At 36.2% G+C, this 17634-nt stretch carries 13 protein-coding genes and 2 pseudogenes; 5 read left to right on the top strand and 10 right to left on the bottom strand.

The genetic code is table 11. The features are described 5' to 3' along the window. Positions 1–3 precede the first annotated feature (3 nt). The 7 genes from priA to MHH71_RS24240 form a co-directional block, all read right to left on the bottom strand. Positions 4–2409 carry a primosomal protein N' gene (gene priA / locus MHH71_RS24270; RefSeq protein ID WP_033799064.1) on the bottom strand — a complete coding sequence of 802 codons (2406 nt, stop codon included), beginning with the start codon at positions 2407–2409 and terminating at the stop codon, positions 4–6. Beyond that, positions 2406–3611 carry a bifunctional phosphopantothenoylcysteine decarboxylase/phosphopantothenate--cysteine ligase CoaBC gene (gene coaBC / locus MHH71_RS24265; RefSeq protein ID WP_006095754.1) on the bottom strand — a complete coding sequence of 402 codons (1206 nt, stop codon included), beginning with the start codon at positions 3609–3611 and terminating at the stop codon, positions 2406–2408. Before coaBC ends, priA begins: the two co-directional genes overlap by 4 nt. 198 nt (positions 3612–3809) lie before the next feature. After that, a complete protein-coding gene (rpoZ, locus tag MHH71_RS24260) occupies positions 3810–4022 on the bottom strand; it encodes a DNA-directed RNA polymerase subunit omega (RefSeq protein ID WP_003199650.1) in 213 nt (70 codons plus the stop codon). 1 nt (position 4023) lies between these two features. Continuing rightward, a complete protein-coding gene (gmk, locus tag MHH71_RS24255) occupies positions 4024–4641 on the bottom strand; it encodes a guanylate kinase (protein ID WP_003199649.1) in 618 nt (205 codons plus the stop codon). Between the two features lie 13 nt (positions 4642–4654). Next, on the bottom strand, positions 4655–4918 hold the full coding sequence (gene remA, locus MHH71_RS24250) for an extracellular matrix/biofilm regulator RemA (RefSeq protein WP_001251459.1): 264 nt from the start codon (positions 4916–4918) through the stop codon (positions 4655–4657). A 67-nt stretch (positions 4919–4985) separates the two neighbouring features. Continuing rightward, positions 4986–5861, bottom strand: a complete 876-nt coding sequence (locus MHH71_RS24245; protein WP_003208193.1) for a YicC/YloC family endoribonuclease — start codon at positions 5859–5861, stop codon at positions 4986–4988. 99 nt (positions 5862–5960) lie between these two features. After that, positions 5961–8681 carry a calcium-translocating P-type ATPase, SERCA-type gene (locus MHH71_RS24240; RefSeq protein WP_006095756.1) on the bottom strand — a complete coding sequence of 907 codons (2721 nt, stop codon included), beginning with the start codon at positions 8679–8681 and terminating at the stop codon, positions 5961–5963. 104 nt (positions 8682–8785) lie between these two features. On the opposite strand from MHH71_RS24240, the gene MHH71_RS24235 reads away from it, so the two are divergent. The 3 genes and pseudogenes from MHH71_RS24235 to MHH71_RS24225 all read left to right on the top strand — a co-directional run bounded on the left by MHH71_RS24235 (position 8786) and on the right by MHH71_RS24225 (position 12608). Next, entirely contained in the window at positions 8786–10495 is a 1710-nt protein-coding gene (locus MHH71_RS24235) for an Rqc2 family fibronectin-binding protein (RefSeq protein ID WP_006095757.1), read from the top strand. Positions 10496–10917: 422 nt separating this feature from the next. After that, positions 10918–11985: a M24 family metallopeptidase gene (locus tag MHH71_RS24230; protein ID WP_003199637.1), complete on the top strand. Its 1068-nt coding sequence runs from the start codon at positions 10918–10920 to the stop codon at positions 11983–11985. A 98-nt stretch (positions 11986–12083) separates the two neighbouring features. Beyond that, positions 12084–12608 (top strand): annotated as a pseudogene (locus MHH71_RS24225) (DinB family protein). A 35-nt stretch (positions 12609–12643) separates the two neighbouring features. Here MHH71_RS24225 and MHH71_RS24220 read toward each other — a convergent pair. Then, positions 12644–13024 carry a YoqO family protein gene (locus MHH71_RS24220; RefSeq protein WP_033799065.1) on the bottom strand — a complete coding sequence of 127 codons (381 nt, stop codon included), beginning with the start codon at positions 13022–13024 and terminating at the stop codon, positions 12644–12646. Between the two features lie 194 nt (positions 13025–13218). On the opposite strand from MHH71_RS24220, the pseudogene MHH71_RS24215 reads away from it, so the two are divergent. Together MHH71_RS24215 and MHH71_RS24205 are read left to right on the top strand one after the other, a co-directional pair. Continuing rightward, a pseudogene (locus MHH71_RS24215) lies at positions 13219–13547 on the top strand (hypothetical protein); the annotation flags it as partial. A 257-nt stretch (positions 13548–13804) separates the two neighbouring features. Further along, complete coding sequence (locus MHH71_RS24205) at positions 13805–14056, top strand: YbeF family protein (RefSeq protein ID WP_006095762.1); 252 nt, start codon at positions 13805–13807, stop codon at positions 14054–14056. 1093 nt (positions 14057–15149) lie between these two features. Here MHH71_RS24205 and MHH71_RS24200 read toward each other — a convergent pair. Together MHH71_RS24200 and MHH71_RS24195 are read right to left on the bottom strand one after the other, a co-directional pair. Beyond that, a complete protein-coding gene (locus tag MHH71_RS24200; protein WP_033799067.1) occupies positions 15150–16565 on the bottom strand; it encodes a homocitrate synthase/isopropylmalate synthase family protein in 1416 nt (471 codons plus the stop codon). Next, entirely contained in the window at positions 16562–17626 is a 1065-nt protein-coding gene (locus MHH71_RS24195) for an alpha/beta hydrolase (protein WP_018780909.1), read from the bottom strand. The genes MHH71_RS24200 and MHH71_RS24195 overlap by 4 nt, the downstream gene beginning before the upstream one ends. Positions 17627–17634 lie beyond the last annotated feature (8 nt).

Here is a 17634-nt window from a genome sequence, read left to right as displayed (position 1 = left end):
CCGCTACATTAACATTGTTGGATTAAAGTCGATTGAGATCTGCAAATCTTTTTGCATTTCTGCTTGATAATGTTCATTTACCATTTTGAGCACGTACTTTAAGTTTGGTTCCCGCTTGTATTTTATCATGCATTGGTATCGATATCTATCTTTTATCCTTGGAATTGCTGAAGCAACCGGTCCTAGCACCATTGTTTGCCGCGAGCAATGCGTTCGTAAATAACCGACAATTTTTTCCGTTACTTGCACTGCTTTTAATAACTCTGGATGCGAAACGGTTACAAGTGCGACATAGTAGTATGGCGGGTATTGCCTCGTTTTTCTCATTTGCATTTCTTGTTCAAAAAATACATCGTACTGCTGATTCTTTGCTAGTTCTACGCTATAGTGTTCTGGCGTATACGTTTGAATTACTACTTCTCCTGGTAATTCATGTCGACCTGCACGTCCACTCACCTGCGTCAATAACTGATACGTTTTCTCGCTTGCTCGAAAATCTGGTAAATGTAGCATCGTATCAGCTGTTAAGACACCAACAAGTGTAACCTTTGGAAAATCAAGCCCTTTAGCGATCATCTGTGTTCCAAGTAAGATATCAGCTTTCTCTTCACCGAAGGCTTTTAATAACTTTTCGTGCATTCCTTTGCGACTCGTTGTATCAACATCCATACGGATAACCCGCGCCTCTGGAAATAACTTTGTAATTTCTTCTTCTACCTTTTGTGTTCCTGTCCCAAAGAAACGAATATACGAACTATTACAAGCAGGACAAGCAGTTGGCATACTTTCCTCATAACTGCAATAGTGACATTTTAAACGATGATTCATTTTATGATAGGTGAGTGATATATCACAGTGTGGACATTGCACGACATAACCACAATCACGACACATGACAAACGTTGAATGGCCTCTTCGATTTAAAAAAAGAACCATTTGTTCTTTCTTTTCTAACCGATCCGCTATTTTCTCATGAAGTAATTTTGAAAACATAGAACGATTTCCATCACGCAGTTCCTCACGCATATCAACAATTTCTACTGTCGGCAACGCTTGTTCATTCATACGCTTTTGCATGGTTAGTAGCTCATAAACACCTTTTTTCGCTCTAGCAAATGATTCGAGAGTCGGCGTTGCACTGCCGAGCACGATTGGACAATTATGATATTGCCCTCGCCAAATCGCAACATCCCTGGCATGATATTTCGGATTATCTTCTTGTTTATAACTTGACTCATGTTCTTCATCAATAATAATAATTCCTAAGTTTTCAAATGGAGCAAAAATAGCGGAGCGTGCTCCAACAACAACTTTTACTTCTTTTCGTAAAATTTTCCGCCATTCATCATATTTTTCCCCAACAGAAAGCGCACTATGAAGAACCGCAACTTGCGAACCAAAACGTCCTTTAAATCGATCTACCATTTGCGGTGTTAACGCAATTTCTGGAACAAGTACAATCGCCTCTTTTCCCTTTTTCAACACCGCAGCAATGGATTGCAAATACACTTCTGTTTTACCGCTTCCTGTAACACCATATAGTAAAAATGGATTATATGTTTCATTTGTAATGGATGACAAGATGGGCGTAATCACTTGATTTTGTTCATCTGTGAGCGGAAATGGCTTTGTCTGTTCAAAAGCCTCATCGTCATATGGGTTACGATATACTTCAATGTACTGTTCTAAAAGCAACCCTTTTTTCACAAGCGACTTTACCGGTGCATCTGTTATTTGTAGTTCTTCTGTTAATGTTTTTAATGGCACACTGTGATAATTTTCTACAAAGTAATACAGTACATCTTGTTGCTTTTTACTTTTCAGCTCAAAGGCAGCTGCCTCTAATTGTTCCTGTGGCAATTCTGGCTGAATCACCCTTTGTTTCTTCTTTTGCACCTTATCTTTTACTTTATAGATGACTTCAATAGTGCCGTTTGTTATCTCTTTTTGAACCATGCGATACATATGTGAGTGCGTAGCAATTTCTTCCCAATCTATCGCTTCTTTCCCTTGAAACAAATCACGAATTTCCGGCGCCACTGCAGCTGTTTTATGGAGCTGTAGCCGTTTTTTATAAGTCGCTTTTATCGCAGCTGGAAGCATAACTTGAAAAGCTGAAATCATATAACATAATGTTTCATCCGTCAGCCAAAAACCAAGTTGTAATAATTCTTCATTTAAAACTGGCGTAATATCTAGTATTTCATGCAATGCTTTTAACTTTTTACTTTCCACATCGACTGAATCTTTTATTTCAATAATAAAGCCTTGTAATTTCCGTGGACCAAACGGAACGACTACACGCATACCTGTTTGTACAATATCTTCCCATTTCTTAGGGATAACATAATCAAACGGGCGATCTGTTTGACGTGCCGGTACATCAACGATTACACTTGCAAATTTCATACACGATCCTCTTCTAACATCGCTTTAATTTGCATTAAAATTTCACGTGCAACTTCTTTCTTTGTTAAAAGAGGTAATCGAATAACTTCTCCATCTTTTCTATACATTGTTACAATATTCGTATCCGTACCGAATCCTGCACCTTGTGCTTTCACATCATTTGCAACAATCATATTTGCATTTTTTTCACGCAATTTTTTCGTTGCATATTCTTCTATATTTGTCGTTTCAGCAGCAAAACCGATTAGGAGTTGATGCTCTTTTTTCTCACCGAGTGTTTTCAAAATATCGATTGTTCTTTCTAACTCAATGACTGCATCGCCACTTTTCTTTTTCATCTTCTGATTATGCACAATTTTCGGGCGATAGTCTGCTACTGCAGCTGTTTTAATAACAACATCCATAGATCCATAATGTTGCATTACAGCTTCTAACATATCTTGTGCAGATTCTACTTGCACAGTTGTTACATTTACAGGTGATGCTATTGCAGTTGGACCTGAAACAAGTATTACATCCGCTCCTAAGTTAGCAGCAACTTCCGCTAGCGCATACCCCATTTTCCCTGAAGAAAAGTTCGTCATAAAACGTACTGGATCAATTTTTTCACGAGTTGGGCCAGCAGTTACTAAAATTTTCTTTCCCTTTAATGGTTTATGTTCTGAAAACGTTTCTTGTAATCGAGCGATAATTGTTTCTGGTTCTTCTAATCGACCTTTCGCAACATATCCACATGCTAAAAAGCCTTCTCCAGGCTCAATAAATGTATATCCCAACGCTTTTAACGTCATCATATTCTTTTGGACAATTTTATTTTCATACATATGCACATTCATAGCAGGTGCAATCCAGACTGGCGCTATAGTAGCTAACAATGTTGTTGTGATCATATCATCAGCAATACCATTTGCTAATTTTCCGATACAATTCGCTGTTGCTGGTGCAATAAGCACAACGTCCGCCCAATCCGCTAAATCAATATGAGCGATAACTGCAGAATCTTTTTCATTAAACGTATCCGTGTATACATCATGGCGAGAAAGCGCTTGAAATGTAAGAGGTGTAACAAATTTCATCGCCGATTCACTCATCATTACTTTTACAAGTGCTCCTGCTTGTGTTAATTTACTCGTTAACGCAGCCGCTTTAAAAACAGCAATGCCTCCTGTTACACATAGAAGTATCTTTTTCCCTTTTAGCATATGACTCGTCCTCTTTCTTTTTCAAACTTATTCTGCTGAAATGTATTCATTCCAGCTCGTCAGTGCTAGTATTTCATTAAACAAAAACCTATTTCTTTTAGCTCTATCGTAAAAAAATAACAACCTACTTGTAAATAGGTTGTTACCGTTACATAGAAAAGTATAAAGTCTATGTTTTCATTTGTCGAAGAGAATGCCTTACTCAGATACTTTCTCTTCGCTTGGTACATAATTTAATGCTTCCGCATCGATTTCTTCCAACGCTTTACCTACACATTTATGAGAAACAGGATTTTCAACAACACAGTTGTTAGCCATTTGCATTTCACGAGCGCGTTTTGCCGCTACTGTTACTAATGTATATTTAGAGTCGATTTTTTTTAGCAATGAATCAATTGATGGATTTAACATATTATATACCCTCCGTCATTTCTTTATAATATTTCGCTACTCTGTCGCGGCGGCAATGTTCACCAACCACAATAGCTTTAATGCGTTCACAAGCAAGTTCTACTTTATCATTTTCTACTACATAGTCATAAGCGTCCATCATCTCGATTTCTTCTTTTGCTACAGTTAAACGATTTTCAATAACATCTTCAGTCTCTGTACCGCGACCAACGATGCGATTCTTAAGCTCTGATAAGCTTGGAGGAGCTAAGAAAATAAATACCCCTTCTGGGAAAGCTTTCTTTACTTGAATTGCTCCTTGTACTTCAATTTCTAAGAATACATCTTTTCCTTCTTGCAATGTTTTTTCAACATAATCGATTGGTGTTCCATAGTAATTCCCAACGAACTCTGCCCACTCAAGCAGCTTTTCGTTACGAATCATTTCTTCAAACTCTTCTCTCTCTTTAAAGAAATAATCCACACCATCTACTTCACCTTCACGCGGTTTACGTGTCGTTACTGAAATAGAGTATTGAAATCTTGTATCTTCATGGCTGAACAACTCTTTTCGAACTGTCCCTTTCCCAACGCCAGAAGGTCCTGAAAGAACGATGAGCAACCCTCTTCTACTTCTCATAAATATGTAAAACCTACCCTTCCTCACTTAAATCTTCTTTATTATTTAAACGATGTGCAATCGTCTCTGGCTGAATTGGGCTTAGTACAATATGCCCATCATCCATAACAATAACCGCCCTTGTTTTTCTCCCATACGTAGCATCTAGTAACACGTTATGTTCACGCGCTTCCTGCACCGTTCGTTTAATAGGAGCTGACTCCGGACTTACAATTGCAATAATTCGATGAGCAGATACAATATTCCCATATCCAATATTTAAAAACCGCATGGCCATAGTTTGCGCCTCCTAGTAAGTCTATCCGATTTCCCCACCACGTATAACTTTATATATTTTTTGACAGCTACTCAATATTTTGTACCTGTTCACGAATTTTTTCAAGGTTATTTTTCATTTCTACAACATATTTTGAAATTGTTAAGTCGTTTGCCTTAGAACCGATCGTGTTAATTTCCCGATGCATCTCTTGTACAATGAAATCCATTTTTCTACCAACAGGCTCCTCGATCTCAAGGGCTTCATGAAATTGAGCTAAATGACTTTGCAAGCGAACCAATTCTTCATGAATATCCGAGCGCTCCGCAAACATCGCTACCTCTGTCAGCAACCTTTGTTCATCTAACTCATGATTATGTAATTCTTTTAAGCGATTTTCCAATCGTTCACGATATTTTTGAGTAACAATTGGTGCATGCGGAATAATCGCATTTACACAATCGTGTATCTCTTGTAAACGATACGCCATATCTTTATGTAATCGTTCTCCTTCGCCATCTCTCATCGTTTTTAACGTACGAGCAGCTTGGCGAACAGCTTCATATAAATTTTGTTCAAATTGTTCATTTACATTTTCCATTTCTTCAATCGCCGTTACTTCTGGCATTGCCATTAATTGTTGAAGTGTAATGGAATCTTGTAATTGAAATTTCGTTTTCACGTCTTCCATAATGGATTTATACTGCTTGAGAAGCGGCCAATTCACACTTAACTTTCTTTCAACAAGCCCTTCCCCTGTAATAATAATGGACACTTCAATACGCCCGCGGCGAACTTGTTCTGCAATTAACTTACGAATTTTGTCCTCAAAAACCATCATTTGTTTCGGAAGTCGAATGTTCATCTCTAAAAAACGATGGTTCACTGACTTCATTTCTACTGTAATTTGAAAAGCATCATTTTCCACTTTCGCTCTTCCAAATCCTGTCATACTAGAAATCATCTTTATCACATCCACACCATGAAATAACTCAATGAAAAAGGTAATAGAGATGCAACTCTACTACCTTTTGTAAATTATATCACATTTTCATATCATTGACTATTTCAAGTTTATGCCTCTCTTATACAATATCGGCTTCTTCTTCTCCTTTTTCCCTGTCAATAAAGAGCCGACTAATAAAAATGTTGGAATGGACGATAAACCAACGATTAATAACCAATCTCTCGCTTGAATTGGCATTGTGCTAAAAATCGGTTGCAATGGTGGATAATAAATAACCACAAGCATTAATAACACCGAAATAATAACTGCTCCAACCAAATATATATTACCAAAAGGATTACGATGGAATATAGAGTGTTCACTGCGGCAGTCAAATACATGAATAAGCTGTGCTAAAACTAGTGTAGCAAAAGCTACTGTTTGCGCATATTTCAATTCATTTGGATGCTGATTAAATGCAATAATAAATGCCAGCAAGGTTACAATACCAATTAAAAAGCCTCTACTCACAATTTTCCAAGCCAACCCTCTTGCAAACACCCCTTCTTTCGGATGCCGTGGATTTCTTCTCATCACATCTCCCTCAGCTGCATCTAACCCTAGTGCCATTGCTGGTAAACCATCTGTTACTAAATTCACCCATAAAATTTGAATTGGAACCATCGGAAGTGGTAAAGCAAGCATCATCGCAAATAACATAACTAAAATCTCTCCAACATTTGATGCTAATAAATACCGAATGAACTTCCGAATATTCTCATATATATTTCGTCCCTCTTTAATTGCCGATTTAATCGTAGCAAAGTTATCATCTAGCAAAACAAGAGAGGAAGCTTCTTTAGCTACATCCGTTCCTGTAATTCCCATCGCTATCCCAATATCAGCTGTTTTAATAGCAGGAGCGTCATTCACTCCATCACCTGTCATCGCCACAATATGATCTTTATTTTGAAGAGCTTTTACAATTTTTAATTTATGTTCAGGAGATACACGTGCAAATACATAGGTATCTTCTACAATATCCTCTAGTTCATCTACAGACATATTTGCTAATTCTACACCTTCTATAACGCGGCCATTCGGTGGTAAAACCCCTAACTGCTCCGCAATTGCCATCGCTGTTACTTTATGGTCTCCTGTAATCATTACCGTTTTAATACCAGCCTCTTTACACTCTTTTACGGCCTGTTTCACTTCTGGTCTTGGCGGGTCTATCATTCCTTGTATCCCGACAAGCATGAAATCTTTTTCTACTTCTCTTTCATGTTCAATTGAATCTGTTACTTTTAAAGCCCTAAATGCAACAGCAATCGTTCGAAGCGCTTGACTCCCAAGGTTATGAATTGCCGCTTGCACTTCTTTACGATATAACTCACTTAAAGGTTGCTGTTTATCCCCCCATAAAATTGTTTGGCTCATTTGCAAAAGAACATCAGGTGCCCCTTTTGTGACTACAAATTTTTTACCATCACGATCACGAACGATTACGCTCATCATTTTTCGTGTGGAATCGAAAGGGAGTTCATGAATAATTTCAAACTTCTCTTTTAAAGCTTCTCGGGATATTCCTGATTTCATCGCCGCTGCAACGAGCGCACCTTCTGTCGGATCTCCATCTAGGACATATGTTTTTTTCTTTTTTACAATGCTCGCGTTATTGCATAAACACCCAAATGTTAATAATTGATATAACGCCCTTGTAGATTCCGGATTAACCTTCTGCTCACCTTTCATAAATGATCCAGTAGGCTCGTAGCCTTGCCCGGTTACATGCCATGTTTCGCCACCTGACCACATATGTGTTACCATCATTTTATTTTGTGTCATCGTACCCGTTTTGTCCGAACAAATAACAGAAGCACATCCTAAAGTTTCTACTGCTGGTAATTTTCGAACAATCGCTCTCTTTTTAATCATGCGCTGTACACCAAGTGACAATGCGACCGTAACAATCGCTGGTAATCCTTCTGGAATTGCTGCAACAGCAAGTGACACACCCGCTAAGAACATATGATACACTTCATTCCCTTGATACACTCCAGCTAGTACAACAAGTGCTGTTAAAATAAGGGCAACAATGATTAGAATCTTCCCAAGTTGTTCTAATCTTCTTTGCAGCGGTGTTTCCATTTGCTCTGCATTTTGCAACAGATTTGCAATCTGCCCCATAGCCGTGTTCATCCCTGTAGCTACTACTACTCCGGCCCCGGAACCCCTTGTTATCATCGTCCCCATAAATGCCATATTTTTTTGATCACCAATCGCAACATTTTGACCGCTTAATGCTTCCACTTTCTTTTGAACAGGTACAGATTCTCCCGTTAAAGCCGATTCCTCGATATATAAACTCGATGCTTCAACAAGACGAATATCAGCACCAATACGGTCGCCGCTAGAAAATTTAATGATATCCCCAAGGACAAGTGCTTTAGATGGTATTTTCATCCATTTTCCATTTCGTAAAACCGTTACTTGCGGGGCAGCTAATTCTTTCAAAGCCTCCAATGATTTTTCTGCTTTTCTTTCTTGAAAAAAACCAAGAACACCATTGATAATAACAATTGCGACAATTGCAATCGAATCAATATACTCTCCTAAAAAAGCTGAAATGATTGTCGCACCAAACAAAACAAGTACCATAAAATCTTTAAACTGCGCCAAAAATACAAGAAGTGCAGAAGGCCGCTTTGCTTCTTGTAATTCATTTGGCCCTAGCTTCTTTAAGCGCCCTTCCGCTTCTTGCTCTGACAGTCCTACCTTCACATTCGTATTCGTTCTTTCTTCCACTTCATGTGCACGCATTTCATACCAATTCATCTCGCTATCGACCTCCTGATTGCAGACATGCTCTAATGAAAGCTTATTCAGCCCCGTCCAAAAAAATGCTATAATTAACATTTAGTTAGAAAGGAGTGTTCATAATGGCATTCGATGGATTATTTACAAGAGCGATTACACATGAAATTGCAAATTCTCTTCAAACAGGAAGAATTTCAAAAATATATCAACCCTCAAAATATGAGGTTTTGTTACATATTCGAGCAAACGGAAAAAATCAAAAATTACTTATTTCCGCACACCCTACATACGCACGTATGCATCTTACAAATCAAAGTTATGATTCACCAGCATTACCACCAATGTTTTGCATGCTTCTTCGCAAACATTTAGAAGGTGGATTTATTGAGAAAATTGAACAAATCGATTTAGAACGTATCATTCAAATTACCGTTCGAAGCCGTAACGAGATTGGGGACGAATCGTTAAAAACATTAGTGATTGAAATAATGGGTCGTCACAGCAATATTATTTTAGTAGACGCGAAAACAAATATCATTTTAGATAGCTTAAAGCACGTTTCTTTAGCGGTAAATCGGCATCGTACTGTATATGCTGGCGCTGAATATGTTGCACCACCAGCACAGCATAAAATTAATCCCTTGCAGATTGAAACACAAGATGAGTTTATTAGGCCACTAGACTTTTTAGCAGGAAATATGGATAAACAACTTGTTGGGGCCTTTATGGGGATTTCTCCGCTATTTGCAAAAGAAGTTGTAAAGAAAGCTGTTATGGTAAATGAACATGCATTATCAGAAGCGTTTTTCACATTACAAAAACCAATGCAAGCGCATCAATATGAACCAACAATGATAACGGCAAATGGAAAAGAGTTCTTTTATCTCTTCCCTCTTACACATTTAAAAGGGCATAATAAAACATTCTTATCTGTAAGTGAATTATTAGATCGATTCTTCTTTGGAAAGGCTGAACGCGATCGTGTAAAACAACAAGCACATGATTTAGAACGATTTATGCACAATGAAAAAGCAAAAAATGAAAAGAAATTAATTAAATTACAAAAAACACTACAAGATGCTGGGAAAGCTGATAAATATCAATTATTCGGTGAACTTCTTACAGCTAACATGTATGCATTAAAAAAAGGTGACAAAGAAATTGAGGTTGTCAACTACTACGATGAAAATGGCGGAACAGTAAAAATTACATTAGATCCACTGAAAACACCGTCAGAAAACGCACAACGTTATTTCCAAAAGTATCAAAAAGCGAAAAATTCTGTCGCAATCGTAAAAGAACAAATTGAAAAAACAAATGAAGAAATCCTTTACTTTGATAGCCTACTTCAACAAATGGAGGCTGCTTCTTCAAAAGATATCGAGGAGATTCGCGAAGAATTAGCTGAAGAAGGTTATATGCGTAACCGTAAGTCGAAGAATACAAAGAAAAAAACATCAAAACCGATATTAGATAAATATATCTCTACCGATGGAACAGAAATTTTAGTCGGTAAAAATAATAAACAAAATGACTATTTAACAACCAAATTTGCACGTCGTGATGAAATTTGGTTACATACAAAAGATATTCCTGGTTCTCACGTTGTTATTCGCTCATTAGAACCAACTGAAGAGACTTTATTAGAAGCTGCTAAACTCGCTGCTTATTACAGTAAAGCAAAAGATTCTAGTTCTGTTCCTGTAGATTTCACAAAAATTCGCCATGTTAAAAAACCAAGCGGTGCTAAACTTGGGTTTGTGACATATGATAATCAACAAACATTGTATGTAACACCAGATGCTGATACGGTGATGAAATTAAAAGCTTAAAACAAAAAGAGGTAATAACGATATTAATTAAATCGTTATTACCTTTTTTTATACCTATCACTTAATAAAAACTATTTTTCACAAAAAAATTATTGAGCAATTAAAAATATATCGTGTTAAAAAGTTTATACCCTAGATTTTCATGTCAAAAAAATGTAGACACATATAATTTTATATGTCTACATTTTTTGACAGTGTATTCATTACTAAGTATCTTCCCTCATAAAGTGAAGCTTTAATCAGTAGGAGGTTTTCTTCATCCCCACTGATTATTAGCCCTCACCAATCAGGTGCCCGACCCCCACCTATCTTCTTTACTTTTGTTGAATTTTACAGTGGGGGTCTTATTGCCCACGAACAGCTAGATTGAGAATATTGGCATAATTATTGCTTTATATAGACAATGAAAAGGAGGAATCAAAATGACTACTAGAATCAAAAAAATTCAAGAACAACTAACCGAATATGGAATAGACGGATTACTCATTACGAAAAAGGAAAATCGCCAGTATGCAACTGGATTTACAGGTAGTGCTGGAGTCGTATTACTATCTGCAACTGAAGCTGTATTCATTACAGATTTCCGCTATGTCGATCAAGCAAAAACACAGGTACAAGAAACTGAAATCATTATGCATAAAGGAAACATAGAACAAGAGATTGCAAATCAGACAACTAGATTAAACATCCAAAGACTAGGCATCGAAGAAAACAATATGACCTTAAAACAGTATAGTTCGTTAAAAAAATATACAAACATCAAACTTGTACAAGTAAGTGAACTAGTAGAAACAATCCGTTCCATTAAGGAAGAGTCTGAAATCGAAACAATTAAAGTTGCAGCACGTATGGCCGATGAAGCATTTCAACATATAACAGGATTTCTAAAACCCGGTGTATCTGAATTTGATGTCCGAGATGAATTAGAGTTTTTTATGCGAAAACAAGGGGCCTCTTCCTCATCATTTAACATTATCGTAGCTTCTGGAGTCCGTTCTTCTCTTCCCCACGGCGTTGCCACAAATAAGATGATTGAAAACGGAGATATGGTTACATTAGATTTTGGTGCACTTTACAATGGGTATTGCTCTGATTTAACACGTACTATTGCGATTGGAAGTTACTCCAAAGAATTCGAAAAAATATATAGTATTGTATTAGAAGCATTAAAACGAGGAACCAAAGCAATCCGGCCTGGTGAATCCGCAAAAACGATTGATGATGTGACAAGAAATTACATTACAGATAACGGCTACGGTGAATACTTTGGCCATTCTACCGGCCATGGCGTTGGATTAGAACTTCATGAACCACTTCGATTATCACAAGAAAGTAAAGCTACTTTACAAGAAGGAATGGTTGTTACTGTCGAACCAGGTATTTATATTCCAAACTGGGGTGGCTGTAGGATTGAAGATGATATTGTCATTACAAAAGATGGGCATGAAGTAATTACAAAGGCAAATAGAGACCTTATTGTTATTGGTTAATAACCACAAACTTGATTCATATACGCTCCTAAAAAAGAATTTCTTTCTACATATAGAAACCCTTCTATAAAGAAATTATTTATTGGGAGGAATTTCTATTGAATTTCGTAATTAATAAGATTGACGGATTAAACACAGAGTTCTCAAAACTTGTTTCTATGATGAATTATACTCGCTATACAACTATGCAAGCTGTACAAGACTTAACAATTGAAGAACTCGATTATTTGCACGATGATTAGGCAAACTCGATTGGTATGCTTTTGTACCATATGGCTGCAGTCGAGTTTTATTATCAAATTCATACCTTTGAAGATCGCGAGCCAACAAAAGCTGAATTAGAACGCTGGTTACCAGGAGTTGAATTGGGTGATCTTGGACGTCAAACGATTAAAAATCACCCTATAGACTACTACATAGATACGTTACAAGAAGTTCGCGATAAAACGATTGCAACGTTTCAATCACTACCAGATGAATGGCTATATAAAACCACAACGTTTTGGCACGACAAACCTGCAAATAACTACTTCAAATGGTTCTATGTATTCGAGGATGAGCTGAGTCATCGCGGGCAAATTCGTTTAATTAAAAAAATGCAAAAAACTCATTCTGTAAAATAATAAAAAGTGCTATCTCTTAGCGAGGTAGCACTTTTTTATGTTTTAGATACGTCATCACCTAATAATAATTTTTTATTCACTTTTGTAACAATCATTCCCACAATACCTAAGATTATAAGTAAATATACTAATCTAGCAAAAGATAGCCACCCTTGAAAAATTGGCATCATATCCATTTGTCTACCGCCTTCCAACAATATGAATGGCACTGTAGCTATTAAAATGACAAACTCAATTCCTAAAACGATCTTCTTTTTTCGGGTGTATGCTCTAAATTCATCCCAACAATATAATACAGCAAAAATAAAACCCGCTGCATAAATAGTGTCGATCCAATCACTTTCAATAAAATACTTTAAAATAAGTCCTATAGCAAAGCATCCCATAAGACCGTAAAAACCTATTTTCTCCTTCATATATTCCATCTCTCTATCTAGTAATAAAACCGTATAATATTTTATCCACTTTCAGGATTATTTGTATTATATCATCCACTTTCACCTTGTAAGTGCAGTACATGAAATTGTTATATTTTCTTTCTCTACGTACTCACACACTCCCACTCTCTTCATACACTAAACTACCCGAACGCCTAAAGGATGTGAGCAAAATGGGAGTAGAATTAACACTTCTGCACGCCCTCTATATTCTTTGTTTACTTACAATTATCACCTTTTTTTATTCTTCGAAAAAATACGACAATCATTTGTATTGTTTTTTATCTTTTTACTAGCTCTAACCGCAACACATTCCATTCCTCTTGCCGTTAGCGACATTTTTCAAAGTTTTATCTATGCCATTACCGAACTACTACCAACTATTTTAATCATCTCTATTATTATTTCAATGAGCAATTTACTCGTGCATACTGGTCCTGTTGAATCAACTGAACCAGCTAAAGTTCTTACTTCTATTACTCCTCGCATAAAAAAATGGTTAGCAATTTGTAAAGTAGATCCATTCGAACTTGCTAGACGCAATTTTATACCGGTCGTTATCGGGTTAATTGTCACTACAATTGTCGCGATGTTTCTTTTATAACCGTAGACAAGTTTTCTTTGCTTACTATTTTCCTTTGCGAACTGTTGAAATATACTGATTCCCAAAAGGGATTTCAAACCATCTGTCAAAATTATATTAAGAGAACAATTAGTTTAAAAGAAACATATTACTTCTTAAGAAAAGGGGACATAACCATGAGTGAATTGATTTTCTTCTTATTTATTTGTCCATTACTTATTTTTATTGTTTCAGTACTTGGGACACGTAGAACAAGAACGTATTACGTAATGCCAATTGTAACGTTTGCTATTTTTCTTATATTAGGAGTTTTATTGTTTCCCCCTTCATTTTTCTTTTGGGTTGGCATGTATAGCATCTTCTCATTTATCGTTTCTTATATAACTTTATTATTTGTAAAGGGGTATGAAGCTGTGGAGGGAAAATAGTAATATCTTTTATTTAAGAAATTTAACGATTCTGTTTGAAAATGTACCTCTCATCTTCAAAATCATTCTCTTTATCTTTTTTAAATAGCCTTTTTAATTTATCAAACAATCTTTCCCCTCCACCTAAAGATAATGATATATAAGTTTTCGTTTTCTTAGCTTGATGACAATGGGGTAACACAACATGCCCATCAACTTAAGACATTTTATAATTCATAAATATTTAAAGATGAAGTTATCGCTCAGAGAAAAATTTGATAAAGTTTTTAATAATATTCTTCCTTATCGCAATAATTATATTTTATAAAGCTGGGTCCTGCCACATCGCTATCAAGCTAGTATTTTGAAATGTCCCCACAACGAAAAAAATGAAAGCTGTATTCCCATGCAACTATGAAGAGATAAAATTTTCGTTTTGAGGAAACTTCAATAACGTTCAATTCGTCTTGTAAGCTCTTTTCAATATATTCAATTGAGTTTTGTATTCTTTCAAAATGATTCATTCCTCAATACCACAGTATATTCATATTTTATAATTCAAACAAAATATTTTTGGTAATTTGCGCTAATTCTACCTTTATATTGTAACCTATACTCTGTGCCTCTTTATGAATTTTAAGTGCATTTAAAAAGATGGCTTTCCTTTAACGCAAGGAAAGCCATCTTTTAATTTTCATAAGTTATCTTTTTACCATTGTTTCCATCTTATGCAAACTTATGAATACTTTGATTAGGGATCTGTATGAACTATTTAAGGGCGCAACACATTTGTACCAGAGCCAATAATCGTATACATGTGCTTTCAGATAGATAAGTAATGTTTATGAACACATAAAAAAAGAAGAGAATTTTTATAATTCTCTTCCTTTTTAAGTAGGGAAACTTTCATGTTCTTTAGTTGTTCAGTTCATTGAAAAATGCTGTAAAATTTACCCTTTCTATTATCTACTCTTGAAAATTAAGGTTCTTATTCGTCTTTTGAAGTAGCTCCCTATCTTCATCAAGCAAAAAATAAAAACATCCCAAAAACGAAATTTTTTTTCGTTTTTGGGATGCAAATGTATTTTAACTTAATGGCATTTTAGATTACCCATTATACATGCATTTTTGATAAATTATCCTCTAACAAACTAGAATTATAATTAGGTGCTAGTACGATATTTGTATATGTTCCTATACCCGAAAGGTACTTATACCTATGCTTGAAACCCGCTGGAATAAAAACAGATGCAGGACTCTCAATGATTTGAGACTCTCCCTCAATTTCCACCTCACATACGAGGCCTGTACCATCTATTTTATTCCCCCAGAAGATAAAGGCACTATCACAATGATGTGCGTGAATATCTACATGTCCTTCTAAGTTATCATCCATATGCGCACCGTAGAATACACGCTGTATCACATAAAATGAAGCCCGTTCATCCGTTCTATAATCCATCTGCACCCACCGCTCTCCTGGACCATCGCGATGATATAAAAGCTCAGATGCTCCCTTTACAAATGGTTTACTAACTCGGAGAGACTTTGAAAGCCTTGGCCCTTTTCTTTCTATGCATTTTTGTTGAATGTTCCTTACTCTTCCTATCATTTCAGGCTGAATACCCTCGTATGCTGAGTCATTCTGCTGAACAGCTTTCTTATGATAAGGTGCCGTATGAGTAAATATGTTCTTTCCAATAATCGGTCTCCAATGATCTACTTTACAACCAGTAGCTAATTGAAGAGATTGAGTCAATTCAGGAATCATCTGTAGTTTAAAGTACTGAAGATTACGCTTTTGAGATAAAAATACTGATAAATTTAGCAAGTCAACAATCCCAGCACGTTCACCTATTCCGCACAATGTAGTATCAATGACAGATGCCCCTGAATCGATTGCAGCAAGAGCATTTGCCATGGCTAGTCCTAAATCATTATGAAGGTGAACTTCAATCTCACAAGGGAATGTCTCAACAGATTTCTTCACGATTGTCGCACACTGACTTGGTTCCCAAATTCCTACAGTGTCTGCTAAACTGATTCGGTCTGCTCCAGCTACATGTGCAACCTGTCCAATGTAGGCGATATCTTCCCATTCAGTTCGCGAAGCATCTTCAATAGTAAAACGGATTTTCATCCCTAAAGATTTTGCTTCTTCAATAGCTTGTTTCACTTGATTAATAACGTAGTCTTTTGATCTATTGGTGTACTTTGTTTGTAAAGAAATGGGGTTAATAGACGCCCAGATTCCTATCCAATCGGCACCAGCACGATAAGCCGCATGAACTTCTTCTTTTTTTGCCCGAGCATGCATAAGTATTTCAGCGTACTCTGCAGAGGCTGCAACTTCTCGGCAAATCTCTTCTTCTTCTTCAGAAATACCCGGGTGTCCAACCTCGATAAGAGTTACTCCAAAATTCTCTAACATATGGAGTAAGGTAATTTTATCTTCCTTGGAGAAACGAATACCACATTGTTGTTCTCCTTCACGTAAGGTGGCATCCAATATTGTTATACCCTTATTCATTCCTTTTTTCCTTCTTTCATTTCTATAAAGTTTAACGTTTGTTCGAATAGGCTATTACGATTCTTTTCATAAACAGCCCAGTGCGTTGCATCGGGGATTACAACTTCTTTTTTTTGTTTTGTACCTGTTAGTTTTGACATCATATTTCGGTCTGCAAACGTGTCATCTTCTCCATAAATGACAAGTACTGGAACGTTAATTTTAGATACATCATATAAAGGCTGATTTTTCCAAATGTAAAACAAATCCTCTAGTGGACCAATTGGTCGACGAATAGTTTGATTATTTTTCTTACTCATAGGATCCGAATTGATAAATACTTGTTTTACGGCATCCATTGCTTCATTTGTAACGATTGTTTTCTTTCCCATCATCATATGCCAATGATGCATTCCTTTATCAAAGTCCACCATTTGATAGGCTGATGCTTCAGGATTAAATTGATTAGGTTGTAATGGATTTTCAAGAGATTTTGTCATCATAGGAAGTGTGAATCCATGCATATACCCATATAAAATAAGTTTATTAATATCTTGAGGATGGGATATTGCATAATTTCCAGCGACAACACCTCCATATGACCATCCTATTATATGAATCTTTTTCACATTTCTTTTCTTTTGGATCCACTTTACAACTGTTTCTAGATCCTTAGTTGCATCATTCAGATGAATAACCGGACGATTTTGGGAAGGAGGATCTGACATTTCTTTAGGGCGAGAAGAATGACCAAACCCTCGAAAATCCATGGCCCAAGTATCATACCCTTTTTTGGCATACTCATCCATCCACGAATATTTTGGTACATCAAATGCTTGAGCTGTAGGTACACTAAATGGTTCTAAAAATAAGACAATTTCATCGGATTTATACTGTTTTTTATTATTTAAGTTTTTATGAAGCAAAAATAATTTTTCTTCTCCTTGCTGAATTTCTAATTCTTGTTTTACTACTTTAGGAGTCTGAGCATTTTGAGAAGTTTCTTTTATATTAGAACAACCAGACATAAGCATTATAAAAAAAATCCCTACTAAACTAATATGTGTCCATTTTATCTTCATTTAGAATG

It is taken from the genome of Bacillus sp. FSL H8-0534, assembly GCF_038005885.1.
Lineage (GTDB): Bacteria > Bacillota > Bacilli > Bacillales > Bacillaceae_G > Bacillus_A > Bacillus_A pseudomycoides.
This window is presented reverse-complemented; position numbering and strand designations above follow the sequence as displayed.